The 25,137-nt window shown below is 63.7% G+C and carries 22 protein-coding genes and 2 tRNA genes; 8 read left to right on the top strand and 16 right to left on the bottom strand.

From position 1 onward, the window contains the following. Positions 1-48: 48 nt before the first annotated feature. Both LDB26_RS11665 and LDB26_RS11670 read right to left on the bottom strand, forming a co-directional pair. Positions 49-125 (bottom strand) — tRNA-Asp (locus LDB26_RS11665). 41 nt (positions 126-166) lie between these two features. Further along, positions 167-1,321, bottom strand: coding sequence for an AI-2E family transporter (locus LDB26_RS11670; protein WP_257538519.1), 1,155 nt, complete (start codon positions 1,319-1,321; stop codon positions 167-169). Positions 1,322-1,496: 175 nt separating this feature from the next. Here LDB26_RS11670 and LDB26_RS11675 point away from each other — a divergent pair, with 175 nt between their 5' ends. Beyond that, positions 1,497-1,964, top strand: a complete 468-nt coding sequence (locus LDB26_RS11675; protein ID WP_257538520.1) for a hypothetical protein — start codon at positions 1,497-1,499, stop codon at positions 1,962-1,964. Positions 1,965-2,104: 140 nt separating this feature from the next. Here LDB26_RS11675 and LDB26_RS11680 read toward each other — a convergent pair whose 3' ends face one another. From LDB26_RS11680 to thyA, 4 genes are all read right to left on the bottom strand, one after another. Next, positions 2,105-3,418: a dihydrolipoamide acetyltransferase family protein gene (locus LDB26_RS11680; RefSeq protein ID WP_257538521.1), complete on the bottom strand. Its 1,314-nt coding sequence runs from the start codon at positions 3,416-3,418 to the stop codon at positions 2,105-2,107. 103 nt (positions 3,419-3,521) lie between these two features. Beyond that, on the bottom strand, positions 3,522-4,526 hold the full coding sequence (locus LDB26_RS11685) for an alpha-ketoacid dehydrogenase subunit beta (protein ID WP_062068917.1): 1,005 nt from the start codon (positions 4,524-4,526) through the stop codon (positions 3,522-3,524). Positions 4,527-4,567: 41 nt separating this feature from the next. Continuing rightward, positions 4,568-5,863 (bottom strand): 3-methyl-2-oxobutanoate dehydrogenase (2-methylpropanoyl-transferring) subunit alpha, encoded by a 1,296-nt coding sequence (locus tag LDB26_RS11690; RefSeq protein WP_257538522.1) that lies wholly within the window; start codon positions 5,861-5,863, stop codon positions 4,568-4,570. Positions 5,864-5,971: 108 nt separating this feature from the next. After that, the gene (gene thyA, locus LDB26_RS11695; protein ID WP_257538523.1) at positions 5,972-6,919 is read right to left on the bottom strand and encodes a thymidylate synthase; all 948 of its coding nucleotides are present in this window, start codon (positions 6,917-6,919) and stop codon (positions 5,972-5,974) included. 180 nt (positions 6,920-7,099) lie between these two features. On the opposite strand from thyA, the gene LDB26_RS11700 reads away from it, so the two are divergent. Then, entirely contained in the window at positions 7,100-7,399 is a 300-nt protein-coding gene (locus LDB26_RS11700; protein ID WP_062066744.1) for a hypothetical protein, read from the top strand. Between the two features lie 97 nt (positions 7,400-7,496). Then, positions 7,497-7,573, top strand: a tRNA-Pro gene (locus tag LDB26_RS11705). 81 nt (positions 7,574-7,654) lie between these two features. Here LDB26_RS11705 and putA read toward each other — a convergent pair. Continuing rightward, the gene (putA, locus tag LDB26_RS11710) at positions 7,655-11,263 is read right to left on the bottom strand and encodes a trifunctional transcriptional regulator/proline dehydrogenase/L-glutamate gamma-semialdehyde dehydrogenase (RefSeq protein WP_257538524.1); all 3,609 of its coding nucleotides are present in this window, start codon (positions 11,261-11,263) and stop codon (positions 7,655-7,657) included. Between the two features lie 98 nt (positions 11,264-11,361). Between putA and LDB26_RS11715 the strand changes: the two genes are divergently transcribed. Further along, positions 11,362-11,862, top strand: a complete 501-nt coding sequence (locus tag LDB26_RS11715) for an Lrp/AsnC family transcriptional regulator (protein WP_062066750.1) — start codon at positions 11,362-11,364, stop codon at positions 11,860-11,862. A gap of 3 nt (positions 11,863-11,865) precedes the next feature. Here LDB26_RS11715 and purB read toward each other — a convergent pair whose 3' ends face one another. After that, on the bottom strand, positions 11,866-13,182 hold the full coding sequence (gene purB, locus LDB26_RS11720; protein ID WP_257538525.1) for an adenylosuccinate lyase: 1,317 nt from the start codon (positions 13,180-13,182) through the stop codon (positions 11,866-11,868). Between the two features lie 274 nt (positions 13,183-13,456). On the opposite strand from purB, the gene LDB26_RS11725 reads away from it, so the two are divergent. Beyond that, on the top strand, positions 13,457-13,900 hold the full coding sequence (locus LDB26_RS11725) for an EF-hand domain-containing protein (RefSeq protein ID WP_062066756.1): 444 nt from the start codon (positions 13,457-13,459) through the stop codon (positions 13,898-13,900). 126 nt (positions 13,901-14,026) lie between these two features. Here LDB26_RS11725 and LDB26_RS11730 read toward each other — a convergent pair whose 3' ends face one another. Next, positions 14,027-14,221, bottom strand: coding sequence for a hypothetical protein (locus LDB26_RS11730; RefSeq protein WP_062066759.1), 195 nt, complete (start codon positions 14,219-14,221; stop codon positions 14,027-14,029). Between the two features lie 204 nt (positions 14,222-14,425). Here LDB26_RS11730 and LDB26_RS11735 point away from each other — a divergent pair, with 204 nt between their 5' ends. Together LDB26_RS11735 and pyrF are read left to right on the top strand one after the other, a co-directional pair. Beyond that, positions 14,426-14,782, top strand: coding sequence for a lipopolysaccharide assembly protein LapA domain-containing protein (locus tag LDB26_RS11735; RefSeq protein WP_062066762.1), 357 nt, complete (start codon positions 14,426-14,428; stop codon positions 14,780-14,782). Continuing rightward, positions 14,779-15,453: an orotidine-5'-phosphate decarboxylase gene (gene pyrF / locus LDB26_RS11740; protein WP_062066765.1), complete on the top strand. Its 675-nt coding sequence runs from the start codon at positions 14,779-14,781 to the stop codon at positions 15,451-15,453. The genes LDB26_RS11735 and pyrF overlap by 4 nt, the downstream gene beginning before the upstream one ends. Positions 15,454-15,497: 44 nt before the next feature. Here the strand turns inward: pyrF and LDB26_RS11745 are convergent, their stop codons facing one another. The 5 genes from LDB26_RS11745 to LDB26_RS11765 all read right to left on the bottom strand — a co-directional run bounded on the left by LDB26_RS11745 (position 15,498) and on the right by LDB26_RS11765 (position 23,595). Continuing rightward, complete coding sequence (locus LDB26_RS11745) at positions 15,498-16,151, bottom strand: outer membrane protein (RefSeq protein WP_257538526.1); 654 nt, start codon at positions 16,149-16,151, stop codon at positions 15,498-15,500. Between the two features lie 386 nt (positions 16,152-16,537). Further along, the gene (locus LDB26_RS11750; RefSeq protein ID WP_062066771.1) at positions 16,538-20,725 is read right to left on the bottom strand and encodes a translocation/assembly module TamB domain-containing protein; all 4,188 of its coding nucleotides are present in this window, start codon (positions 20,723-20,725) and stop codon (positions 16,538-16,540) included. Then, a complete protein-coding gene (locus LDB26_RS11755) occupies positions 20,725-22,770 on the bottom strand; it encodes an autotransporter assembly complex family protein (RefSeq protein WP_257538527.1) in 2,046 nt (681 codons plus the stop codon). The genes LDB26_RS11750 and LDB26_RS11755 overlap by 1 nt, the downstream gene beginning before the upstream one ends. Positions 22,771-22,851: 81 nt before the next feature. After that, positions 22,852-23,331, bottom strand: a complete 480-nt coding sequence (locus LDB26_RS11760; protein WP_062066774.1) for a DUF1465 family protein — start codon at positions 23,329-23,331, stop codon at positions 22,852-22,854. A gap of 84 nt (positions 23,332-23,415) precedes the next feature. Next, on the bottom strand, positions 23,416-23,595 hold the full coding sequence (locus LDB26_RS11765) for a YdcH family protein (RefSeq protein WP_062068923.1): 180 nt from the start codon (positions 23,593-23,595) through the stop codon (positions 23,416-23,418). A 191-nt stretch (positions 23,596-23,786) separates the two neighbouring features. Here LDB26_RS11765 and LDB26_RS11770 point away from each other — a divergent pair, with 191 nt between their 5' ends. Beyond that, positions 23,787-23,945, top strand: a complete 159-nt coding sequence (locus tag LDB26_RS11770) for a YdcH family protein (RefSeq protein WP_082635336.1) — start codon at positions 23,787-23,789, stop codon at positions 23,943-23,945. Positions 23,946-24,085: 140 nt separating this feature from the next. Here the strand turns inward: LDB26_RS11770 and LDB26_RS11775 are convergent, their stop codons facing one another. Together LDB26_RS11775 and LDB26_RS11780 are read right to left on the bottom strand one after the other, a co-directional pair. Continuing rightward, a complete protein-coding gene (locus LDB26_RS11775) occupies positions 24,086-24,547 on the bottom strand; it encodes a VOC family protein (protein ID WP_257538528.1) in 462 nt (153 codons plus the stop codon). Positions 24,548-24,723: 176 nt separating this feature from the next. Further along, positions 24,724-25,089, bottom strand: coding sequence for a PilZ domain-containing protein (locus tag LDB26_RS11780; protein WP_062066783.1), 366 nt, complete (start codon positions 25,087-25,089; stop codon positions 24,724-24,726). Between the last annotated feature and the right edge of the window lie 48 nt (positions 25,090-25,137).

Below are 25,137 nucleotides of genomic sequence, written 5' to 3' on the forward strand. Positions count from 1 at the left end.
TGAAGCGGGAAAATCTGGTCGAAACCAGTGGCCATCCTTCGTGAAAGATGGCGCGAGTGACGGGGCTCGAACCCGCGACCTCCGGCGTGACAGGCCGGCGCTCTAACCAACTGAGCTACACCCGCGTTTGGTGTGGGCGGGCATCTATGCGGGCGCGCTTCGCCTGTCAACCATCCGTAACAGGACTTTCTTCTTTCTCTTCATTTTCTTTGCGCGGAGACACCACCAGCGTCCCCCGCTCGAACAGGAAACCGGCAATATCCGGGGTTCCCGCTGCCGAAACGACGGTCTGGATGATGATGAGCAGCGGCACGCCCAGCAGCGCGCCGGGCGTGCCCCACACCCATCCCCAAAAGGCGAGCGACACCAGAATCAGCAGCGGGTTCATCGTCAGCCGCCGTCCCAATATCATCGGCGTCACCACATTGGCCTCGACCAGATGGAAGCCCACCTGCAAGGCGGCGGGGAGCAGCGCCCACCACGGATCGTCGAACACCATCAACCCGCCCAGCGCCAACAGCACCGCCGCCAGCATCGGCCCGAAATAGGGGATGAAATTGAGCAGCGCGACGATGCCGCCCCACATCAGCGGCGATGGCATCCCCACCAGCCACAACGACAGCGCCACCGCACCGCCAAGGCAGAGGTTCACCGTCGCAATGGTCAACACATAAGCGGATGTCGCGTCCACGACGTTCTGGATCACGCGGGCTACCGCCATGGCTCCGTCGAAACTGTCCCGGCTGTTGATCGTGCGTCGCCGCAGCTTCGTCCAGCCCGCAAGGAAGAAATAGATGATGAGCAGGCCGAACACCATCTGGATGATCGCGGACGGGGCCGAGGTCGCCGCGAATTGCAGCAGCGAACGGGGCGCTTCGACCGCCGCGGTCTGGGCCGCCGCGACAGGGCCGCTCGCCAGCATCTGGACGGTTTCGTCGACGAAGCGCTGCAACTGGGAATAATAGTCGATAAGCGGCGCGAGATTGGCCTGAATCCGGGGCAGCCGCTGCGGCAATATGCCGAACCAGTCCGTCGCGGGGACGATAATCAGCACAAGCGCGGTATTGGCCACCACCAGAAAGACGATGACGGCGAGCAGGGCCGCAAAAGCGGATGGAAGGCCGCGCCGTTCCATCCACTCCAGAAAGGGCACCAGCGCAATGGCGACGACCAGAGCGGCGGTCAGCGGCAGGAAAAATTCCGCGCCCGCGCTGAGCGCGAAGGGCAAGGCCAGCAACAGCCCCAGCCCCGCACTGAGCGCAATGGAAGCGAGCAGCCGGTCGCGACGCCTGATGACCTCCTGTTCTTCCGCCGGTAACATCGCGCCAGAATCCGTTATTGCCCCACTTTATGGAAAATGCTCTGCGCCTGTAGACAGGGGCCGTCAATTTGGATTCGGATCGCAGGGCGACGACAGGAAGGAAAACGCCGCCTTAACCGAATGTTCGCTTCTGCGCGGCACTATCCGGTTCAGGGATGAAGGAACGGGGCTTCACATGACGATCATACGCTGGCTTTGCACCCTGGCGGTTCTGGCCATGCCATCGGTAGCAGCCGCGCAACAGGACATGCGGCTTGATACGCAGATCTTCGTGGAGCGGGTGATGACCGACCTCAACGGACGCGAACGCCGCATCCTTTCCAATGCGGATCGGGTGGCGCCGGGCGACCAGCTCATCTTCGTGGTCCATTGGCGCAACGAAGGCAGCAATCCGGCAAGAGGTTTCGCGATCACCAAAGCGGTGCCACGCGGCGCACGGATCGATACCAGCGATCCCCGGATGGACGTGTCGGTCGATGGCGGCGCGCATTGGGGACGGCTGGACCAGCTATGGCTGCCGACCCCGCTAGGCGGAATGCGCCGCGCCGTCGCCGAAGATGTGACGCATGTGCGCTGGCCCCTGCCTCGCAGCGCCCTCCCCGGCGAAAGCGGCCGGCTAAGCTACCGCGCCGTCGCCCGATAGCCCTTCCATTTTCTTCGGAAATTGAGCGACCGCTTACGATCAATGGCGAACATAGCCCATGCCCATTCGCCCTGAGTAGGAACTGAGCGAACGGAGGATGGGAAAGCAGACTCTCCGCTCCCCACCCAATTCCAGTCTCCTCAATCCACGAACAGCAGCGCGGGCGTTTCCAGACGCTTCCTGAGCGCCTGGACGAAGCTCGCCGCGTCCCACCCGTCGACGACGCGGTGGTCGCAGCTTATCGACATGTTCATGAGCTTGGCCGCCACGACCTCCCGTCCCCGGAAAACGGGCCGCTCGATCACGCGATTGGGGCCGATGATCGCGACTTCCGGCCGATTGATGACCGGCGTGGTGGCGATGCCGCCCAGCGGCCCCAGCGATGTGATGGTGAGCGTCGAGCCGGACAGTTCCTCCGACTTCGCCCTGCCCGTGCGCGCGGCTTCGGCGAGGCGGCGGATTTCGGACGCCAGTTGCCAGATATTGCGATCCTGCGCGTCGCGGATGACAGGAACCATCAGGCCCGCGTCGGTCTGCGTCGCCATGCCCAGATGAACCGCGCCGTAGCGCGTCACCACGCCCGCTTCATCGTCATAGCGCGCGTTCAGCATCGGAAATTCCGGCAGCGTGCGACATATTCCCACGATCAGCAGCGGCAACAGGGTCAGCTTCGGCCGATCCCCCCTGCCGGCGTTCAGTTGCTCGCGCAAAGCTTCCAGTTCGGTGACGTCGATTTCCTCGACATAGGTGAAGTGCGGGATGTGACGCTTCGACGCGGCCATATTCTCCGCGATGCGGCGGCGCATACCTATGACCTTGACGGCTTCGTCCGGGCGCCTGGCCGAACGGCCAGCCGGATGATAACCCTGCCCCGCACCATAGAGCAGATAGGCGTCCAGATCGGCGTGACGAATGCGCTCGCCGCCATGCTTCACCTGGGCAAGGTCGATGCCCAGTTCCTTGGCCCGCGCCCGGACGGCGGGTGATGCAAGGATCGGCGTTTCGGCCTTGGCTTCCCCTGTCCCGTTCGGACTGAGCTTGTCGAGGCCCTTCTGTTCCTTGGTGGATTCCACCGCGTGCCCTTCGACAGACTCAGGGCGAATGGAGGGAGGCGTGTGCGCTTCCTCGATCACCGCTTCTCCGGGCGTCTCCGCCGCGATGACCTCTTCCGACGGCGGCGGAGTTTCTGCGGCGGGGACGACCTCACCCTCCCCGTCCGTCTCGATCTCCACCAGCATGGAGCCAATGGGCACCTGATCGCCCGGCTCGCCCGCAAGGCGCATCACAATGCCTGCGACCGGACTTTCCATTTCCACCGTCGCCTTGTCGGTCATCATGTCGGCGATAGGCTGATCTTCCTCCACCCGGTCGCCGACCTTGACGTGCCAGCCAACGATCTCCGCCTCGGAAATGCCTTCGCCGATGTCCGGCAGCTTGAATGTGAACAGTGCCATTACAGAACTCCGTTCGTGTCGAGCGAAGTCGAGACACGAGGCAAGGTGAACACACTTCCGTTTCTCGACTTCGCTCGAAACGAACGGAAGGGGTTGGACATGATCAATCCTTCATGATCTTGGCGATGGCTTCGCGTATCCTCACGGGACCGGGGAAATAGGCCCATTCCAGACTGTGCGGATAAGGCGTGTCAAAGCCGGTGACGCGCTCGATCGGCGCTTCGAGATGGTAGAAGCAGCGTTCCTGCACCAGCGCGGACAGTTCCGCGCCAAAGCCGCTGGTCCGCGTCGCCTCATGGACGATCAGGCAGCGCCCGGTCTTCTTCACGGACGCCTCGATAGCTTCGATGTCGAGCGGCACCAGCGTCCGCAAATCCACGATCTCCGCGTCCAGTCCCATGGCCGCGACGGTGTTTTCGACCACATGAACCATCGTGCCGTAACACAATATGGTGAGCGCCTCGCCCGCCCGCACTGTCCGCGCCTGCCCCAGCGGAATGCGGTAATAGCCGGCCGGCACCTGCGCGTCGGGATGCCCGGCCCAGCTTTTCGCGGGCGTATCGTAATGGCCGTCGAACGGCCCGTTATAGATGCGCTTGGGTTCGAAGAAGATCGTCGGATCATTGTCCTCGATGGCGGCGATCAATAGCCCCTTGGCGTCATAGGGCGTCGCCGGAATCACCGTCTTGACGCCCGACACATGAGTGAAAATGCCCTCAGGCGACTGGCTGTGCGTCTGCCCGCCGAAGATGCCGCCGCCAAAGGGCGAGCGCACTGTCATCGGCGCGATGAACTCACCCGCCGAACGATAGCGCAGGCGCGCGGCTTCGGAGACAAGCTGGTCCAGCGCGGGATAGATATAGTCGGCGAACTGGATTTCCGGCACCGGGCGCAGGCCATAGGCGCCCATGCCCACCGCCACACCGATGATGCCGCATTCGGTGATCGGCGTGTCGAACACGCGGTTCTTGCCATATTTCTGTTGCAAGCCCGCCGTCGCGCGAAAGACGCCGCCGAAATATCCGACATCCTCGCCCATCACGACCACTTGCGCGTCGCGCTCCATCATCACGTCCAGCGCGCTGTTGATCGCCTGGATCATGTTCATCTGCTGCGCGTCGGCGCGCGCCTCCTGCATCATGCCTTCGCTCACAGTCCCGCCGCCTTCCATTCGTCGAGCATCTGCTGCTGCTGTTCCTTCAGGTGCCAGGGCATCTCTTCGAACACATCCTCAAACAGGGATTCCATCGGATGATGGAGGCCATGGCCCAATATCCCGTTCTTCTCCGCCTCCCGCGCGGCATCGCGGACCATTTCGGCCAGTTCCTTATCCATCGCGGCATGGCGCTCCTCGTCCCATATGCCGAGGCGAATGCAATGCTGCTTCAGCCGCGCAATAGGGTCGCCCAGCGGCCACAAACTGCTCTCCTCCGCCGACCGATAGGCGCTGGGATCATCGGAAGTGCTATGCCCCTCAACGCGATAGGTGAAATGCTCGATCAGCGTCGGCCCGGCATTGGATCGCGCCCGGTCCGCCGCCCAACGGGTAGCGGCATAGACCGCCAGCACGTCGTTGCCGTCGACGCGCAAACCGGCAATGCCATAGCCCACGGCGCGCGCCGCGAAGGTTGTGGCTTCAGCTCCCGCAAAACCTGAAAAGCTGCTGATAGCCCACTGGTTATTCACGATATTCATGATGACCGGCGCGCGATAGACGCTGGCGAAGGTGCAGGCGGAATGGAAGTCGCCCTCCGCCGTGGAGCCTTCGCCGCACCAGGTCGCGGCGATACGCGTATCACCCTTGGCCGCGCTCGCCATCGCCCAGCCCACCGCCTGCGGATATTGGGTGGTGAGGTTGCCGGAGATCGAGAAGAACCCTGCCTCCCGCGCTGAATACATGATGGGAAGCTGGCGCCCTTTCAGCCGGTCGCCGGTATTGGAATAGATCTGGTTCATCATGTCGATGATGGGCCAGTCGCGCGCGATCAATATGCCCTGCTGGCGATAGCTGGGAAAGCACATATCGTCGCGGGCAAGCGCCAGCGCTGCGCCGATGGACACGGCCTCTTCGCCGGTGGATTTCATGTAGAAGCTGGTCTTGCCCTGCCGCTGGGCGCGGAACATGCGCGCGTCGAAAGCGCGGGTCAGCGCCATGGCGCGCAGCATCCGCAGCAGCGTTTCGGGCGGCAAATTGGGATTCCATTGGCCGACCGCTCCGCCATCCTCGTCCAGCACGCGAATCAACCCATAGGCCAGGTCGCGAATCTCGGCGGGCTGAACCGCTTCGTCGGGGCGCAGCGTGGCGTCGGCGGCGGGAATATCGAAATGGGAAAAATCGACGCTGTCGCCGGGCCTGAATTTCGGTTCGGGGACATGCAACTCAAGGGTCGGCAGGTTGCGTCCCGCCATGCCTTCGCTCGCGCCAGATTCTGTCCGGTCGCTCATCCTGCCTCCTCTTGCGCGTTGCAATAAAATTACCGTCCGTAATTATTATATTTCAACGCCGCGAAAGGCAAGGGTTGCTTACCCAAACATATCAGACCCTTGTCCGCCTCACACCGCCACCGGGGCGGCGATATGGGATTGCGGCGTATAATCCAGCACTTCGAAGTCCTCGATCCTATAGTCGAAAATGCTTGAGGGCCGCCGATTGATCCGCAATTTCGGCGCGCCGGACGGCAAGCGGCTGAGCTGCTGCTCCACCAGTTCCGCATGGTTGAGATAAAGGTGCACGTCGCCGCCCTGCCAGACCACGTCGCCCGGCTCCAGATCGCATTGCTGGGCGAGCATCCGGGTCATCATCGACAGGCCGAAGATATTGAACGCAAAGCCCAATCCAAGATCGCAACTGCGCTGGAACAGCAGGCCGTTGAGCCGCCCATCGGCCACCTGGAACTGGTAGGTCATGTGGCAGGGCGGCAGCGCCATGCGCGGCACTTCCGCGACATTCCAGCCGGTGAAGAGCAGGCGGCGCGACCCCGGTGTCCGGCGAATCGCTTCAATCAGTTCGGCGATCTGGTTGCGCCCCTTCTCGGCGCGACGGTAAAGCCCTTCTCCCGCCGGTTCATATAGCGGCCAGTTCACCCATTGCGCGCCATAAACCGGTCCCAGATCGCCCCAGCGCGCCGCGAAAGCGGCGTCGTCGACGATTCGCTGCTCGAAAGCATCGCGGTCGATTTCCTCCCCTGTCGCCTTGCGATAGGCGTCGAGCGGCCAGTCAGTCCAGATATGCACCCCCTGCCGCACCAGTTCGCGGATGTTGGTGTCACCGGTCAGAAACCACAGCATCTCCCGCGCGGCGACCTTCCAGTAAACCCGCTTGGTGGTGAGCAGCGGCACATGATCGTCCGCCAGCGAAAAACGCATCATCGCGCCCAATATGGAACGGGTGCCGACGCCCGTGCGGTCGATCCTCTCATCGCCTTCCGTCCAGATCCGGCGCATCAGGTCCAGATATTGCTGCTCATAATGCGGGGCGGTCGAGGCGGAGTGTTCGGTCAATGCAGCGGCCTTCCGGACGGATCGGTGAGTCTGTCGTTCCTTCCGCGTCTACCCGCAGCATGGCGCCCCTGCCAAGCAAATCGCGCCCGAAGGGAATTGCACCGAAATGGCGAAAGCTGGCGAGCGGAACGGACAGGGTTCCGATAGCTCCGCCTCGCCCGGTGGCGGCACTATCCCCTCATGCAGGGAGATGTGGAAATCGCGCTGGTGATACTGGACGACCATTGGCGGCCGCTCCATCGATTGCATCCGCACGAGGACTGGCGTTCCACGGCAAGGCAATTATTGCTGTTCAAAAGCCGGTGGCTGGCCCTTCATCAGCGGCGCAAGAGGGACAGGGTCGCCACGCTCCGTCCTTCCGACATCGTGCTGACCCGTTCGCTTTACCGCCGCATCCGCCCGCTGGGGATGTTGCTCGCCGATCATGTGATAGATGCGCGGAACGATCGATTCAGCTTCCGGGCAGCGGGGTTGTTGTAGCTGCAAAAAAAGCGCATCCACCGCTTGCCAGCCCGAAAAGCCACCTCTATAGGCTGCGGCCTGCCCAGCGGGATCGCCCAGCGAAACCGCCGACGGTCGGGGAGTAGCTCAGCCTGGTAGAGCACTGTCTTCGGGAGGCAGGGGCCGGAGGTTCGAATCCTCTCTCCCCGACCAAAAACTCTATCCATCTTGCGGCTGGAATGCGCCAGCGAAGCGGCGTGCCGTTTCATCAAAACCATGCGGGCGAGCTGCATTTCAACCGATCATCATCAGGCTGGCATTGCCGCCAGCCGCCGTCGTGTTGATGGAAATCGACACCTCCTCCAGCAGCAGGTCGACCGGATGGCATCCCATGCGGCCCAGCGGCGCGGCATGGAGGGAAATGATCGGCCCCGGCCGCTCGGCAAGGAACTGGCCTGTCGCGGCGATCTTGTCCGCCTTGCCCTCTACCAGAGCAGCGGCCACAGGCATGGCGAGATCGGCGCAGAAACGGCTTGCGACAAGCGGCGGCAGATCGGCGGGCAATGCCATGCCCTCCAGCACGCCGCTATTCCCGGTGGCAAGGATGGCGGCCATCTGGTCGAACAGCCCCTGCTGCGTCGCCGGGAGCATCAGCACGGCTCCACGCGGATGCAGCGTATAGAGATTGCGTTCGCCCACTGGCCCCGGCAGCAGCTTTTCGATGCCCAGCGCCGATCGCTCTCCATAGCGGCGCGCCACGGCAACTGCGGCATCATCCCCCCGCGCATCAAGCCACTGGATAAAGACGGACAGGGGCGCGGTCATCCCTTCAGTCCCCTGCAACACCGTCGGCGCAACGGCCGTCAGGCGCCCCAGATACAGCGGCCCGCCCGCTTTGGGGCCGGTGCCTGACAACCCCCGCCCGCCAAAGGGCTGGACCCCGACCACCGCGCCGATGACATTGCGGTTCACATAGATATTGCCCGCCTGCACCCTCTGCATGACATGCGCGATGGTCTGGTCCAGCCGGGTATGCAGGCCGAAGGTCAGGCCATATCCGGTCGCGTTGATCGCATCGATCAACGGGTCGATCCGGTCGCGGGAAAAGCGGATGACGTGCAACACCGGCCCGAAAACCTCGCCTTTCAGGTCAGCGATGCTTTCCAGTTCGATGATCGTGGGCGGCACGAAAGTGCCATGGGCGGCTTCGTCGGGCAGCGTCTGCTGTTCCACCTTGCGGCCGAGTTTTCGCATGGCGTCGATATGCGCCTCAATCGTCGCCTTCGCTTCGGCGGTGATGACGGGGCCGGTATCGACCGCCAGCCTGTCGGGCCGGCCGATCCTGAGTTCCGTGAGCGCGCCCTTGAGCATGGCGAGCGTCCTGTTCGCAATATCCTCCTGCAAGCACAGGATGCGGAGCGCCGAGCAACGCTGCCCCGCGCTGTCGAAGGCGGAGGCGATGACATCCGCCACCACCTGCTCTGCCAGCGCGGAGGAATCGACGATCATCGCATTCTGCCCACCCGTTTCGGCGATCAGCGGGATGGGATAGCCCTGGAGTGAAAGACGCCTGGACAGTTGATGCTGGATCAGGCGGGCGACTTCGGTCGATCCGGTGAACATGACGCCCGCCGTCTCTGATGCCGCGACAAGGGCCGCGCCGATGGCGCCATCGCCGGGGATCAGTTGCAGCGCATCGGCAGGCACGCCCGCCTCATGGAGGAGGCGAACGGCCTCCGCCGCGATCAGTGGAGTTTCCTCAGCGGGCTTCGCCAGCACCGGATTGCCCGCGACCAGCGCGGCAGCCACCTGCCCGGTGAAGATGGCGAGCGGAAAATTCCACGGGCTGATGCAGACGACCGGACCCAGCGGCTTCTGTTCCGCTCCAAAAGTCGTGCGCGCCTGCGCTGCATAATAGCGCAGGAAGTCGATGGCCTCGCGCACCTCGGCGATGGCGTTGGGAAAGGACTTGCCCGCTTCCCGCACGATCAGGCCCAACAGCACCGGCATCCGCGCCTGCATGGCGTCGGCGGCGCGCTCCAGCGCGGCGGCCCGGTCGGCGACCGGGACATTGCCCCACAGGCTTTGCGAAGCGCGGATAGCGGCGGCGCGGGCTTGGCCGGGCGAAGCTTCAGTGACTGTGCCCACGACATCGCGATGATCGGCGGGATTGAACACCGGGCGCTCCGTCCCCTCCCCGCCCTCCGGCGCGGCGGTCCATGCGATGGTCGCGCTCTCCCGCAGTGCCACGGCCAGCGCCGCGAGCGCATCTTCGTCGCTCAGATCAACGCCTTGTGAATTGCGCCGGTCGGGATAGAGCGCCGACGGCAGCGCGATCTGGTCATGCCGATGCCCCGGATACGGCATGGCGCGCACCATATCGACGGGATCGGCCACCAGTTCATCGACCGGCACGGCGGGATCGGCAATGCGGTTCACAAAGGACGAGTTCGCGCCATTCTCCAGCAAACGCCGCACCAGATAGGCGAGCAGCGTCTCATGCGTGCCGACAGGCGCATAGATGCGGCAGGGGCGGTCCAGCCCTTTGGGGCCTACCACCTGCTCATAAAGCGGCTCGCCCATGCCGTGCAGGCACTGGAACTCATAGCGGCCCACCGCGAAATCCGGCCCGGCAAGCTGATAGATCGTCGCCAGCGTCTGGGCATTATGCGTCGCGAACTGCGGAAACACGGCGTCCGGCGCGGCCAGCAGTTGCTTCGCACAGGCGATATAGGCGACATCGGTATGCACCTTGCGCGTATAGACCGGGAAGTCGGCCAGCCCATCGACCTGCGCCCGCTTGATCTCCGCGTCCCAATAAGCGCCCTTGACCAGCCGCACCATGATCCGCCGTCCCGCCCGCCGCGCCAGATCGATGATCCAGTCGATGACGAAGGGGCAGCGCTTGCCATAGCCCTGCACCACGAAGCCTAGCCCGTTCCAGTCCGCCAGATCCGGGTCCAGCGCCAAACTTTCCAGCAGGTCGAGCGACAGCTCCAGCCGATCCGCCTCCTCCGCGTCGATATTAAAACCGATGTCATAGCTTTTTGAGAGCAGCGCCAACGACTTCAGCCGGGGCAGCAACTCGCTCATCACGCGGCCGGCCTGCGCGCGGCTGTAGCGTGGGTGGAGCGCCGACAGCTTGATGGAGATGCCCGGCCCTTCATAGACGCCGCGCCCATGGGACGCCTTGCCTATCGCATGGATGGCGCGCTCATAATCATCGAAATAGCGCGCCGCATCGGCTGCGGTCGTCGCCGCCTCGCCCAGCATGTCATAGCTGTAGCGGAAGCCCTTCGCCTCCATCTCCTTCGCGCGTTTGAGCGCCTCGGCGATGGTTTCGCCAGTCACGAACTGCTCGCCCATCATCCGCATGGCCAGATCGACGCCGCGCCGGATCACAGGCTCGCCCGCCCGCGCGATCAGGCGGGTGAGCGCCGCGCTCAATCCCCTGTCGTCGACACTGCCGACCAGCTTGCCGGTGACGACAAGGCCCCATGTCGCCGCGTTGACGAACAGCGATTTGCCCCCGCCCATATGCGATCCCCAGTCCCCGTCCGCGATCTTGTCGCGGATCAGGGCGTCGCGGGTCGCATCGTCGGGAATCCGCAGCAAGGCTTCGGCCAGGCACATCAGCGCCACGCCTTCCTGACTGGAAAGCGAATATTCCTGCACCAATGCTTCGACGCCATTGCCCTTGCGATTGGCCCGCAGCGCCGTGACCAGCGCCCGGGCCGTTTCGCGCACGGCCTGACGTGTCGCATGGGGCAAGGCGGCCGCTTCGATCAGGGGCGCCATGCAGGCGGCTTCATCGCGGCGATAGGCGGCGGTGATGGCGCGTCGGAGGGAAGACCGCTCCCGGATGGCGGGAGCGAAATCGGCGAAGGGCGGCGGTGTCGTCATGCGACCATATTATCATCGCGGCGCGATGCGATCCGACTTTTAAAAAGGCCATCGACCTATCTCATGACTTATTTTCAGTCATCTGATAGGCAATATGGATGGACAAACCTCCAAAGTCAGTCGATCTGGATGATTTCGACCGCAAGATCATCGCTGCGCTGATCGAAGATGGGCGCATGACCGTCACCGACCTCGCCCGCACGGTGGGGCTGTCGAAAACGCCTTGTCAGGTGCGTCTCAGGCGGCTGATCGACGCCGGCGTCATCACAGGATTTCGCGCCATCGTCGACCCCGCGAAGCTGGGCATGGATCATGTCGCCTTTGCCGAAGTGAAGCTGTCCGACACACGCGAACAGGCGCTGCGCGAATTCAATGCGGCCGTGCGGCGTATCCCCGAAGTCGAGGAATGCCATATGATCGCCAGCAGCTTCGACTATCTGCTAAAGGTGCGGACGTCCGACATCCGCCGCTACCGCACGGTGCTGGGCGAGAAAATTTCCAGCCTGCCTCATGTGGCGAGCACATCGACCTATGTGGCGATGGAAACCGTGCTGGACGCGGGCGGATCACGCATGACCCGCCTCGCGACGCAGAAATAGGAGTCAGGCTTCGCCGAACACCCGCCTGAAGATCGTGTCAATCTGACGGAAGTGATAGCCGAGGTCGAACTTCTCCTCGATCTCTTGGGCGGTCAGCGCCGCGGACACATCGGGATCGGCCTTCAGCAATTCCAGCAGCGAAAGCTGGCCGTCCGATTCCCACACCTTCATCGCGTTACGCTGAACGTAACGGTAGCTGTCCTCACGGCTCACCCCCGCTTGCGTCAGCGCCAGCAGCACGCGCTGCGAGTGGACAAGTCCGCCCATCTTGTCGAGATTCTTCATCATCCGCTCAGGATAGACGAGCAGCTTGTCGATCACGCCGGTCAGCCGACCCAACGCGAAATCGAGCGTGATCGTCGCATCCGGCCCGATATAGCGTTCCACCGACGAATGGCTGATGTCGCGTTCATGCCAGAGCGCCACATTCTCCATCGCGGGCATAGCGTAGCTGCGGACCATGCGGGCAAGGCCGGTGAGATTCTCGGTCAGCACCGGATTGCGCTTGTGCGGCATGGCGCTGCTGCCCTTCTGGCCGGGCGAGAAATATTCCTCCGCCTCCAGAACCTCGGTGCGCTGGAGGTGACGGACTTCCACCGCCAGCCGCTCAATGGACGAAGCAATGACGCCCAGCGTGGCGAAGAACATCGCATGGCGATCACGCGGGATGACCTGCGTGGACACCGGCTCGATGGCAAGGCCCAGCTTCTCCGCGACATGTTCTTCCACGCGCGGATCGATATTGGCGAAGGTGCCGACCGCGCCCGAAATGGCGCAGGTCGCGACTTCCTCGCGCGCGGCGATCAGGCGCGCCTTGCAGCGGCTGAACTCCGCATAGGCTTCCGCCATCTTGAGGCCGAAGGTGACGGGTTCGGCGTGGATGCCATGACTGCGGCCGATGGTCGGGGTCAGCTTATGCTCGAAGGCGCGGCGCTTGATGACGTCGAGCAGCTTGTCGAGATCCTCGATCAATATGTCGGACGCGCGCGCAAGCTGCACCGCGAGGCATGTATCCAGAACGTCGCTCGACGTCATGCCCTGATGCATGAAGCGCGCTTCGTCGCCCACCTGCTCCGCGACCCAGGTGAGGAATGCGATGACGTCATGTTTGGTGACCGCCTCGATCGCATCGATCGCGGGCACGTCGATGGCCGGGTTGGTCGCCCACCAGTCCCACAACGCCTTCGCCGCCGATTTCGGCACCACGCCCAGTTCGCCGAGCGCCTCGGTCGCGTGCGCTTCGATCTCGAACCAGATGCGGAAGCGGGCTTCCGGCTCCCAAAGAGCAGTCATTTGCGGGCGGGCGTAGCGAGGGACCATGGCGAATCCTGCATATTGGCGTGAACGGATGCCGCGCCGCCTAGCAGCGTCCCCAGCCAAGAGCAAATCGGCAGGCTTCGGGTAAAAACCGTCATCCATTCGTCGCAATTGCAATAGAAATCACAGCCGAAACGAGCGGTCCAAAAAGACGAATGGAAGTTGATGAACAACCATTCAGGAACCTTATCGAGTATTGGGATATTATCCCTGCAAAGATCACAACGATGCCGTTTGAAACAAATTCACCAACGGAATGACAATTCAGGAGATTGATATGCTGCGTACCGTTCTTTTCTCGACCGCTCTTGCCATCACCGCCCCCGCGATCGCTCAGGAAGCTGCCACGCCGCAGCAAGGCACGACGCCGACCGCTCCGGCGCAGACCGCGCCAGCCCAACCCGACGCCGCAACACAGCCGGGCGCGGCCGCGCAGCCGCAGGCCGCGTCGCCTTCCAGTCAGGCCAATACGGTCGCGTCCATCGTGGATAGCGAATTTCCCGCTTATGACCTCAACAAGGACGGTCAGCTCGACAAGGCGGAATTTTCCAAATGGATGGTCGCGTTGAAAGATCAGGAAATGAAAGCGACCGGCAAGACCTTGCCGCCCGCCGAAGTGACGGCCTGGGCCGAGGGCGCCTTCGCCACGGCCGATGCGGACAAGAGCACGTCCGTCAGCAAGCCTGAGCTGGTCAGCTTCCTGGGCGGCGGCGCGGGTTGATCGCGGGCTGATCCTGAAAGGCGATCCCTGTCACGAAGCAGGAAACGGATACCCCGAAGGGTCGCACCAGGCGGCGTGAGCGAAGGCCACGCCGCCTCTTTTTTTGGACTCACCGCCCGGTAAGTGTCAGGACCGCTTCTTGTTGGTATAGAGGAGAGCCGCGACGATGGCGGCTGAACCTATGCCCACGGCCGCTCCCGTCCACGCCGCCTTACCGCCTTTTCGCGGAGGCGTTTTTCCGGCGGGGGGATGGGTCGGCGCGCCCTTTTCCTCAACGGTTTGCGACGCGGTTTCTGGCGGATTATCTTCGATCTTGCTCATGATCCCCCATGCTAAGCAACAATGGCATCAGGGGGAAGAGGGCAAAATGCCCGATGAAGGTGCATTCCCTGCAATGTGCTTGCATTTACGCCAAAGCATAATCATGCCCCTGATGTAACGATCGCGGCTTGCCGGGACGAGACGCTTCCGCCTTCCGTCAAAATCGCCTAAGCTGCCCACGGATCAGCAACCAAAGGATCGCCGATGCAATTTCTACGCACCGCCTTCTGGGTCGTCATCGCCGTCACCCTCGCCTTTTTCTGCATGGCGAATTATGTGCCGGTGACGGTTCGGCTCTGGGGCGATCTGGTGATGGAAACCAAATTGCCGGTTCTGCTTATCGGCGCCTTCCTTCTGGGCGCCGGGCCTTTCTGGATCATGGCGCGGGCTACCCGCTGGCGCATGAAACGCAGACTGGAAAGCACGGAACGCGCGCTCGCGGCTGTCACCGCCGCCGCCGCGCCGTCGCCACCTTCCCTTTCCTCCATGCCAAAGACGCAGGGCGATGAATCAGCCCTGTCCCCTGCGACATCCTCCCTTCACACAACAGGAACAGCATGAGCAGCCCCATCTACGTCGCCATCGACACGCCAGAGCTGGAAAAGGCGCAGGCACTAGCGGGGCAGGTGCGCCATCATGTCGGCGGATTGAAACTGGGGCTGGAATTTTTCTGCGCCAACGGCCACCACGGCGTGCATGAAATGATGAAGTTCGGCCTGCCGATCTTCCTCGACCTGAAATTGCACGACATTCCCAATACCGTGGCGAAGGCCATTCAGTCGCTCCATGTTCTGGAGCCCGCGATCCTGACCGTGCATGCAGCGGGCGGCCGCGCCATGCTGGAGAATGCAAAGGCCGCGGCGGGCGCCCATACGAAGGTTGTCGCCGTCACCGTGCTGACCAGTCTGGATGATGGCGACCTGCTCGACACAGGCGTCGGCGGCAGGGCGGAAGATCAGGTTGCGCGCCTCGCCGACCTGGCGCGCAGCGCGGGACTGGACGGCATCGTCTGCTCCGGCGCGGAAGTGGCGCTGGTGCGGCAGGCATGGCCCGAAGGCTTCTTCGTGGTGCCCGGCGTCAGGCCGGCGGGTGGCGCCATGGGCGATCAAAAGCGCGCCGTCACGCCGCGTGAAGCGCTTGATCGCGGCGCTTCCATTCTGGTCGTGGGCCGCCCGATCAGCCTCGCTGAAAATCCGGATACGGCCGCACGGGAAATCGAAGCGACGCTTTGAAGCAAAAAGCGACGGGGGCTAAATAGTCAGCCCCCGCCCTTTCATCAGAAGCGATAGCCGACGCTGGCGACCACCTGATGGCGATCGGTGTCGACGTTGAATTCGCTGCTGGTCGCGCCATCGCCAAATTTGATCTTGCCATCATTATAGTTGGAATAGCGATATTCCAGCTTGGCGAAGGTATTGGTGTTGATGGCGCGTTCCACGCCCGCACCGATGCGCCAGCCGTCCAGCTTGAACGCCGTATCGGTGGTTTCATTGGTATCGCCCGCCAGCACCTTCAGCTTGCTGTTGGTATAACCGCCCTTCACATAGACCAGCGTTGCCGGGTCCGCGAGGATACCGGCGCGGGCGCCGATATACAGGTCACGGCCCTGCTTCACCCGCCCGAAGCCGAAATCGTCGGTGAAATCATGGCGGTTGCTCTTGGCGGTGGAATTGGTGAACTCGCCTTCCACGCCGACAACGGCGCTGCCCAGGTTCACGTCATAGCCCGCGCCTACACCATAAAGCAGGCCGTCGATCGACTGGTCGTCGCGGCCATTGTCATTGTCGATATCGCTGCCCGCGCCGACATGGTCATAGCCCAGGATCGCTTCGACGCGCGGACCGGTGAAGGTTGGGGCGACATCCTGCGCGAGCGCCGGGGCTGCGATTGCGCTACCGGCCAGAAAGGTTGCGACCATCATCTTTCGCATAAAAATAACTCCGTCTTCTTTGTTCTTGCGTCCCCCTGCAGGGACTAGACGGTGAAAGCGGAGCAAAGCCGTTGGTTGCATGAACCTAAGATAAACAAAGGCTTATGTTGTCAATATGCCACATATGGCGACGGCTCGCCGTCAATCTGTGCGCCAATCGGGACGAACCGCGTTCCTGTAATGGCTACTTTCGGCCAATGGCGGACAACCCACCTCCGTTCGGGCTGAGCTAAGTCGAAATCTGTCCTGAGTGACGCCGCAGGCGGCGTCGAAGGGCTTTACGCTGAGCGAAGCAAAGAGCCTCCCTTACGCACTTCGCCTTCGCTCGGGGCGAACGGGGATGGGAATGGCGGACAGTCCACCCAACACGCCATCCCCCGTGCCGCTCAATAATCCTTCGAGACCCGGACATTCGCGCTTTCGCGGCCCAAGGTGGAAATGGCGCCCAGCAGCGAGAGCCATCGCGTGACCTGATATTCGATCCGCGTCGCGGAATAGCCCTGCCCGTCCGTGATCAGTTCCACATAAGTCTTGCGCGTCAGATATTTGCCCGCCGCGATGGACGTGCCCTGTCCCTGCGTGGGATCGGCGGCGATGATCCGCAAACGGTCCAGCCCGGCGGCCCGGCGTACCGCGTTGATGGGGTCAAGGCCGCCCTGGCCCTGCAAGGATCCCACCGCCGACGCCAGCTGCAACGCTTCGGGCGCGGACAGGTTTGTGATCGACGTGCCGAACAGGATGCGGGACAGCAGTTCATCCTGCGGCAGGGCGGGCACGCTGGTGAAGCTGATGTCCGGCGACAACCCGGTGCCCCCGACATGGATGGAGGCCGTCAGGTCGCTGACGTCCGCCTCGGCCGTGATATCCAGCGTCGGATTGACGGGCGTGCGGCCATCGAACTGGATCAGCCCTTCGCGCAGTTCGAAGCGGCGGCCCGCAAATTCATAATCGCCGCGCACCAGTTGCGCCGTGCCGGCAATCGCCGGATTGGTCACCGTGCCGCCCAGGTCCAGATTGGCCCGCCATTCGCTGTCCAGCCCAAGGCCTGTGACCATCAGCCGGTTGCGCGCCTGCGCCTTGATCGCCAGCGCCCATGGCGCATTGCCGCGCGGGCGCTCCAGTTCTTCGCCCCGGCGGTTGATCTCGACCACCTTGAGCTGCGGCAACTGGGCGACGGCGGCTGCCCGGCCCAGCGTGAATCGGCTCTTGATGAGCTTGAGGTTGCCTCCAATGGTGCCGCCACTTCCATCCGACCGCAGCGTGATCGGCCCCGTCACCGTCGCGCCCAGATCGTCGCGCTCCAGCAGCGTCGCATTGTCCGCCTGCAACGCCAGGTCCATGCCGACGCCCGCCGTGCCCTTGAAGGTGAAGGAGCCGGTGCCGGTCACCGAACCGCCGTTGCGCGCCGTCGCGGCAAAACTGGAAATGACGAGCCGGTCCCCGGAAAAACGCCCCTGAGCCTTGACGCCGCTCAACCGCATCCCCGTTACCGGGCTGTTGATCGCGACATTGTCCGTGGCCAGCGTTCCCGCGATCACCGGTTCGCCCAACGTGCCCCGAATATCCGCCGTCACGTTCACCGGCCCGACAATATCGACGATTTCCACCCCGGTCAGCCGCCAGAGCGTATCGGCCGCTCCATTATAGCGGAGCTGGGCGAAAAAGGGCGCGCGGTTCAGGCGCTCGACCAGACTGCCATCCCGGCCCAGCGGCGTCAGCAACGCCTGTGCCCGGCCGATGGTGCGCCCTTCCGACACAAAGACCATCCGCGTCGCCAGCCGGTCCTGATTGAGGACCGCATTGACGCCGACATCGACCGGACGGGAACTGAGCGACAGGCCCGACCGCGACAGCCCCCGGACGCGCAGTTCGACCTTCCCCGTCGCCATCCCGCCGCGCGGCTTGGCGTAGCTCAGCGTGCCCGTAGCGACGCCGCCAAGACCCAGATCGTCATAAGCGATATCCAGCAGCGACAGCGGCAGCGTCTGCATCCGCGCCTCTATCGCGACGGATTCGCTACCCAGATCACCGGCAAGCTGCAGCGATCCCCCCGCATAGCGGATCGTCGCGGGCGACAGGTGCCAGCCTTCCTGCGTCCGCGTCAGCAAAGCCGCGCGGGTCAGCCGGATCGGTTTGCGGTCGATCGTCCCGCTGGCCGACAGGCGGATGCGGTCCGGCGCGACCTGCGCTTCGCCCTGAAGGTCGAACAAGCGGCCGCGCTGCCCCGAAAGGCTGCCGCGCACCGTGCCCTTGCCATCCACCAGCTTCGCGGTGCCCGCCATGCGGCCCAGCAATATGCCGCCAACCCGCAATCCCTGCGCCTGCACCGTCGCATCGATGGAGGTGCCGTCCGGGTCGAGCAATATGGTCGCATCCAGCTTGCCGCGCCCCACGGCAATGGCCGTCGGCCCATCGAAATGCGCGCCGTTGGCGGCCAGTTGCAGCTGCAATTGCTGCACAGCGTTCACTGGCCGGAAACCGACCGTGCCGGTCACCGGACCGACGACGGCGAGCTGCCCGTCCAGCCCGCCGGTCACGGGGCGAATATCCCCGCTCGCCGTCACCCCTGAAACCTCCAGCCGCGCCACGCGCACGATCGCCTGTCCGCCTTGGGGCAGCAGGATCGCGCCATTGCCGGTGAACGGCCCCAGCGTCGATCCGCCCTCTGCCGTGAATATATAACCCGTGTCATCGGGATCGAATCGCGCCTTCACCTCACTCAGGCCCAGCGCATCCATCGGACGATGCAGCACGAGGTCCACGGCGGGGCGGTCGATCTTTCCATCCAGCACCAGTTGCAACGGCCCATATTGGCCATGTCGTCCACTGCCCTCGAAATGGAATGTCCCGTCGCGGCGGCGATAGCCGTTCGCGTTCAGCGACAGCAGCGGCGATTGAAGGACAAGATCATGAAGGGCCAGTTGCCCATCCGGCCCCAGCGCCAGTGCGCTCCGCAGCGTCGGCAACCCGCCGCCCAGCGAATGCAGGAAGCTGTTGTCCAGCCGCCGCATCCGCGCCAGCGCATGACCGCTCAAGGAAAACGCGCCTTTCGGCCCCGGCACCGCGCGCAGCTTCGACGTCAGGTCGACCACCCCGAGCCCACGAATAAGCAGGCCGTTGATCTGTCCGTCCAGCCCGAAATCATAGCGTCCGGTCTTAAGGTCGGCCATCATCAGCAACCGCCCGCGCAGCCGGTCGGAGCGCACCTCCATGGGATTGCTGATGATCTGCTGCCCCTTGAGTTGCAGCACCCCGTCCAGCGCGAAGTTGCGGAAAATGCCTTCGACCAGCTCCCCCTGCCCGTCCAGCCGCCGCGCCCGCAGGCGAACGGGGATCAGCGCCGGGCCATTCTTCGCCTTGCGCCCCTTGCCATCGGCGCGCACGTCGCTGATCGTCGTCTTGTCGAAGACAAGCTGCTTTGCCGTCAGCAGATATTCGTAGCCGGGGCTGGCAAAGGGACCGTCGAGACGAATGCGGGCCACCACATCACGCCCACGCATATTCCTGAGCAAGGCTTCGGGCCGCGACAGCTTCACGTCCACCAGCAGATTGTCGAGCGCATTGTTCCGCAGATCGATCGCGCCGTCGGCGGTCAGATCGATGGCGGCAGACCGCAGCGATAGGGTGCCGTCGATCACCCGATTTTCCATGCTGCCTTCCGCGCGCACCGACAGGCGCGGCGTCGACAACCGCTCGACAAGCCCATTGCCCGCGAGCGCAGGCCCCTCGATCGATCCTTTCGCGCTATAACGTCCCTTGCGCGCCGTCAGGTCGAGGGCGATCACCGGCTGCGCGTCCAGCGTTCCGGCAAACTGTCCGTCCCAACGCGTCCAGCTTCCTTTGCCATGGACGCGCAGATTGGCGTCCTGCTTCAACCCCGCCATCACCGCCAGCACGCCGCCCTTGGGCGCGTTCATCGTGACATCGAGGTCGAACTTGTCGTCATCCGGGCGGCTGTCGAGCGTGATGTTCAACGCATCCTCACCGTTCAGGACGCGCGCGGACATGTCGATGATCGCGCGGCCGCCGCGAATATCCGCGTCGCCGCTCAACGTCGCTTCCTGCGCCCGCCCCGTGATGCTGCGGTCTATCGCCAGACGGTCCACCGACAACTGCATCAGGCGAATGTCGAAGCCCGGCAATATCGGCCCCTGCCGCTCGCTCGGGTTGAGCCTGGGCAATTTGTGCAGCGTCGCGCGCGGGATCACCAGCCGGTCGATATCCAGCCGGTTCGACAGCCAGGCAAAGGGCCACCAGTCCAGCTCCACCCTTGGCGCGTCAAAAAAGCGGCCCTTGGGATCGGACAACACCAGCCCGTGCAGCACCGCCCGGCGATAGATGCTGCCATCGATCCGTTCGACCCGGATACGCAGGCCCGAAGGCGGGCTGATGGCGGCAATCCGCGACACGAGGAAGCGATGCCCGGAAGGCGTATCCAGCCATGCCAGCGCGCCCACCACGATCAGCAGCAACGCGGCGAGGACAGCCGTCACCCACCGTTGCCACCGCCCGTCCCATGCCCGGCGGGGCCGGGGCGGCTTGGGGGTCGCTTCCACGGGCTGATCGTCCGCCATCAGAAGGCCTGCCCCAGCGAAACATAGACCGCGATCTTGGGATCGCCGCTCTGCGGGTTGATCGGCGTGCCGACATCCACGCGGATCGGCCCGAAGCTGCTATAATAACGCACGCCCATGCCCGCCCCGATCCGCAGGTCGCGGAAGCGTGGCACGAAGCTGGTCGAGATATTGCCCGCATCGACAAAGGGCACGACCCCGAAATTGCCGAAGCGCACCCGCGCCTCCAGCGAGAATTCAGCAAGGCTCTTGCCGCCCACCGGATCATCGTCCGGCCCATAGCGCGGCCCGATCTTCTGATACCCATAGCCGCGCACCGACGCCCCGCCGCCCGCGTAGAAGCGCCGCGACGGCGCGATCCGGTCGACCGTGGACCCCAATATCGTCCCAAACCGCGTCCGCGCCGCCAGCACGATCCGATCGCCCATTGGCTGATAGACGCTGCCGTCCAGTTGCACCCGCGCATAGCCGAAGGTGCCGCTCTGGAACGACACTTCCGGGCTTAATCGTCCCCCCAGCCGGAACCCCTTGGTCGGGTTCAGCAGATCGTCGCTGCCATCATAGGTCAGGCTGAGGGGCACCGCGCCGATGAAGAAGGTTCGCCGCGCGCCGCCGCTGAAGAAATCCGCCTCGTCTGACGCGATCACTTCCGCGCCGATGCGCCACACCCATTTCTTCTGGAACAGGATGTTCGTCTGCCGCTCCAGCCCGCCCGCGACGGTGATGGTGCGCGCATCATAGGCGTCGCGCTTGATGTTGCTGATCGACAGCAGCCCGGTCAGCACATTGTCGCGGCGATGGAAATTGTTACGGCGATAAAGGGCGCTCGCGGTCTGTTCCTGCGTGCCGATCACGCCCCGCAATGTCACCGCGCCTTCGGGCGGCAGCAGGTTGCGATGCTGCCAGCTCACCTCGGCGCGATACCCCTCCCCCGTGCCATAGCCCAGTTCGCCCGCAATGGTGCGAAGCGGCGCGGAACGGACATTCACGTCCAGATCGACATGTTCGCCGTCGCCCGCATCCCTGGGCTTCAGCGTGACGGTGGACACAAGGCCGGTCGCCACGATGGCGCGCCGCAGATCCTCCACATCCGACGCCATATAGGGATCGCCCGGATCGAAACGTGCTATTTCCTGAAGGTGCCGGGCATCGAACAGCTTGTTGTCATTGAGGATGATGTCGCCGAAAGTGCGATAGCCGCCCGGCGCGACGGCCATGTCCAGATCGCCCTTGCGCTCCTCATGGTCGATCCGCACCTCCGGCTCGTCGATCCTGGCGAAGGGGAAGCCATTTTCCGCCAGCGCATTGGACAGTGAATCGCGCCCCGCCAATATCCGGTCCGCGTCCACCGGATCGCCCGCCTTGACCGGAAAAGCCTCGCGCAGCTTGGGTTCCCGCGCGCCCGTCTCTGCCAGCCCCGTCAACTCGACCGAGGACAACAGATATTGCCTCCCCGGCACGACATCGAACTGCACCGCCAGCCTGTCGCTCCCCGGTGGCGGCGCCGACACTGAACCGCGGATGCGCGCCGCATAATAGCCCTTGGCCCGCAGCAACTGGTCCAGCAGCTCGCGATCTTCCTTCAACCGCCGGTTGATCTGCGCCAGATTGGCCCGGCGGCGCTCGCCCTGCGACAGGGTCGACAATTCCTTGAAGCGCAGATTGAACTGCTCGTCCGCGATCCCCTCCACGCCGTTCAGCTTCACGCTGTAGCGCCGCTCTTCCCCCGCATCGGTGAAAACGGGGTTCTGCTCGACCGGCTCTTCGACCACGGGCGCTTCCGCCATGCTCTCGCTATCGGCGTCGGCGGCCTCTGCATGGGGGTCGGCGGGGAGCGGCTCCACCTTGTCCGGCTGTCCCATGTCGGGCCAGTCGATGCCGATGTCGGGCATGGGGTCGAGCGGCTGCGCTTCGTCCTGCGCGGGCGCGGGCGCAGTCTGGGCATGAACGGCCCATGGCGCGGCCAGCAACAACGGCGCAAGGACAAGCCGTGCGGCATGCGGGCAGCCTGAAAAGCGGCATCGGGTCCGCAAGCCGTTGGTCATGCGCCTGATCTAGACCAGATGCAGTGCCCAATGCCAGTCAAGAAGCAAGCCGGTCGCATCATTCCATCGCAGCGGCCGCCTTCAGAAGGACGTGCTGAGCCGGTCCATCAAAGCGCGTGCGGGGCTTTGCCGTTCCTCGCCATCGGGACGCAGCATCAGGTCGATGCGTTCCTGCAGGCGCGCCACGCGCGCATAAAGTTCCTGGCTCGCCTCGACCAGGGATCGCGCCGCGAAAGGAAATGCGGCGACCAGCCCCTCATCGCTTTGCGCCGCCGCGCCCAGCCGATATTTCTCTTCGCCCAGTTCCGCGTCGCCAATCTCTCCCCGCTGCCACGCCCGTTGGCTCAGCAGCCAGGCGATGATGTGCATGAGGCGCGTCGTCACCTTGAGCGATTCGCAGGCGAAGGCGACCCGTTGCAGAGGTTCCTCGGCCAGATCTTCGGGCAGTGCCCCGGAATCGAAATAGGAACGCGCCTCGTCCGCCATGACCATGGCTTCCAGATAGAGGCCGTCCACCAGACGCCGATGAAGTCCCCGATCAAGCGATGCTGCTTTTCCCATTTCGCATGGGTGGCATATTCTTCGCGCCTTGTCAGTCCCGCCTCGCGCGTCGCCGAAGGGTTGTCCCATTCAGGGGCGACCGGTTCAGGCGATGATGTCCGGCACCAGCGAATCTTCCAGCAACGACATTTCGTCGCGCAGGCGCAGCTTGCGCTTCTTCAGCCGGGCGATCTGCATCTGGTCGCCCGCGCCCGAATCGACCAGAGCGGAAATCGCGCTGTCGAGGTCGCGATGCTCGACGCGCAGGATTTCCAATCGACGCATGATGTCTTCCCGGCTCACCGCATTCGCTTCCCAGAACTCCCGTTCCCATGACGAGCCGTTGATAGCCTGCCGGGCCCATGCGGGCCATCGCAAATTTCCGCGCGACCCATCGCAAAGCCCCAATAGGGCCGAGACAAGCGGGACGATTCATGATCTATTCGATCATCCATCACCCTCGTCAGGAGAATGTCATGGAAAACAGCCATATTTCCGCTCTTTCAGCCAAGCACGCCGGACTTGAGGCACGAATCAAGACCGAGACGAGTCGGCCCATGCCGGACGCAACGCTCGTCGCTTCGCTCAAGAAGCAGAAACTGCGGTTGAAGGAGGAGATGACGGCGCAACATTAAGCGCGGCCATCATAGCATGGCGGGCTTCATCAGATGGAGGTGAAGCCCGAAAGATAAAGCCCCGTTCGCGCGGGGCTTTTTATTGGGGCATTCCCAGCTTGCGCGCCTCCCTCGCGGATCAGCGGACCGTCAAGCCAAGATCAGATCGCAAACTGCACCAGGCCGTTTTCATCGATGAGCCAGGCCGGGTTCCACGCTATCTCCCAGGCGTGATCGTCAGGATCGGCCACATATCCACGGAAACCGCCAGGCGGCGGGGCATCTGCCGGTCTGATGATGCGGCCGCCGGCATTGGCCAGTTTCCCGATTACAACTTCCACGTCCGCTTGACCGGGCACGTTATGCGCCAGGGAAAATGCCCCCGGCGACAATAAGCCGAAGCGGCTCATGTCCTTTTCCAGCGCCGACGCTTCAAAGGTTCCCAGAACCAATCCGTTCATCTGATAGAATATGATCTCGTCATTCTCGAACACCGGGGCCCATCCGAAGCCTTCAGTATAAAATCGGCGCGAGCGCGGCAGATCGCGAATGCCCAATGTGATCACGGAAATCTGTTGCTGCATATCAAGCCCTTTCTTTCGCTGCCGCACCGCTGCGGTCAACGTTCAAGGTCTTGGGACTCGACGCCGCAGCGAAGGTCAGGGCCTGCTCCGCAGGGATCGGGCCAACCGCACCGATCTCCCCTTTTTCGACAGGCGATGTCTAGCAACGCCGACTTTTGCCGGCAATGGCCGACTTGGCCGCAACCCGCCGTACCGCGCTCAGGTCCGGCTGCGATTCAACGGGCGCGGATGGAATGCGGGCGGAGATAATCGGGCATCATATGCCTTTTGCCGCTGCCCGCCGGACGCCGGACCAGCCGGGGGTCGATCGGCCTGTCGAAAGCGACGCCGATTCGCTCGCCATGGGTCCAGGCGACCTGACCGGACACCTTGCCCACGCCCCGCAATTCCAGAGTGAGGCGGGTTTGCACCGCGATCCGCCGTTCGCACTCCGCCATCAATCCGGTGGCCGACAGGTTGCGGACACGCGCCTGACACAGCGGCATACCGTCATCCCTGACCAGATTCGTCAGCAGAAAAAGGCTGTCTCGTGGCGACGTTCTGGCAGGGCCGCGCTCCAACCCATCCTGTTCCATGCCCATTGACCGACCCGTCGCATATTATTTGTGGAAAGACCGGATCATTGCCAG

The organism is Sphingobium sp. CFD-1 (genome assembly GCF_024611115.1).
Classification (GTDB): domain Bacteria; phylum Pseudomonadota; class Alphaproteobacteria; order Sphingomonadales; family Sphingomonadaceae; genus Sphingobium; species Sphingobium baderi_A.

Bases quoted from the DNA above. Each gene is read 5' to 3' on its own strand.
- LDB26_RS11730 (WP_062066759.1), bottom strand. From the start codon at position 14,221: ATGAGCAAGATCGAAGATAATCCGCCAGAAACCGCGTCGCAAACCGTT.
- LDB26_RS11725 (WP_062066756.1), top strand. From the start codon at position 13,457: ATGCTGCGTACCGTTCTTTTCTCGACCGCTCTTGCCATCACCGCCCCC.
- LDB26_RS11755 (WP_257538527.1), bottom strand. From the start codon at position 22,770: ATGACCAACGGCTTGCGGACCCGATGCCGCTTTTCAGGCTGCCCGCAT.
- LDB26_RS11715 (WP_062066750.1), top strand. From the start codon at position 11,362: ATGGACAAACCTCCAAAGTCAGTCGATCTGGATGATTTCGACCGCAAG.
- LDB26_RS11780 (WP_062066783.1), bottom strand. From the start codon at position 25,089: ATGGGCATGGAACAGGATGGGTTGGAGCGCGGCCCTGCCAGAACGTCG.
- LDB26_RS11680 (WP_257538521.1), bottom strand. From the start codon at position 3,418: ATGGCACTGTTCACATTCAAGCTGCCGGACATCGGCGAAGGCATTTCC.
- LDB26_RS11760 (WP_062066774.1), bottom strand. From the start codon at position 23,331: ATGGGAAAAGCAGCATCGCTTGATCGGGGACTTCATCGGCGTCTGGTG.
- LDB26_RS11770 (WP_082635336.1), top strand. From the start codon at position 23,787: ATGGAAAACAGCCATATTTCCGCTCTTTCAGCCAAGCACGCCGGACTT.
- purB (WP_257538525.1), bottom strand. From the start codon at position 13,182: ATGGTCCCTCGCTACGCCCGCCCGCAAATGACTGCTCTTTGGGAGCCG.
- LDB26_RS11745 (WP_257538526.1), bottom strand. From the start codon at position 16,151: ATGCGAAAGATGATGGTCGCAACCTTTCTGGCCGGTAGCGCAATCGCA.
- LDB26_RS11700 (WP_062066744.1), top strand. From the start codon at position 7,100: ATGCAGGGAGATGTGGAAATCGCGCTGGTGATACTGGACGACCATTGG.
- LDB26_RS11765 (WP_062068923.1), bottom strand. From the start codon at position 23,595: ATGCGTCGATTGGAAATCCTGCGCGTCGAGCATCGCGACCTCGACAGC.
- LDB26_RS11735 (WP_062066762.1), top strand. From the start codon at position 14,426: ATGCAATTTCTACGCACCGCCTTCTGGGTCGTCATCGCCGTCACCCTC.
- LDB26_RS11670 (WP_257538519.1), bottom strand. From the start codon at position 1,321: ATGTTACCGGCGGAAGAACAGGAGGTCATCAGGCGTCGCGACCGGCTG.
- LDB26_RS11750 (WP_062066771.1), bottom strand. From the start codon at position 20,725: ATGGCGGACGATCAGCCCGTGGAAGCGACCCCCAAGCCGCCCCGGCCC.
- LDB26_RS11675 (WP_257538520.1), top strand. From the start codon at position 1,497: ATGACGATCATACGCTGGCTTTGCACCCTGGCGGTTCTGGCCATGCCA.
- LDB26_RS11685 (WP_062068917.1), bottom strand. From the start codon at position 4,526: ATGAACATGATCCAGGCGATCAACAGCGCGCTGGACGTGATGATGGAG.
- putA (WP_257538524.1), bottom strand. From the start codon at position 11,263: ATGACGACACCGCCGCCCTTCGCCGATTTCGCTCCCGCCATCCGGGAG.
- pyrF (WP_062066765.1), top strand. From the start codon at position 14,779: ATGAGCAGCCCCATCTACGTCGCCATCGACACGCCAGAGCTGGAAAAG.
- LDB26_RS11690 (WP_257538522.1), bottom strand. From the start codon at position 5,863: ATGAGCGACCGGACAGAATCTGGCGCGAGCGAAGGCATGGCGGGACGC.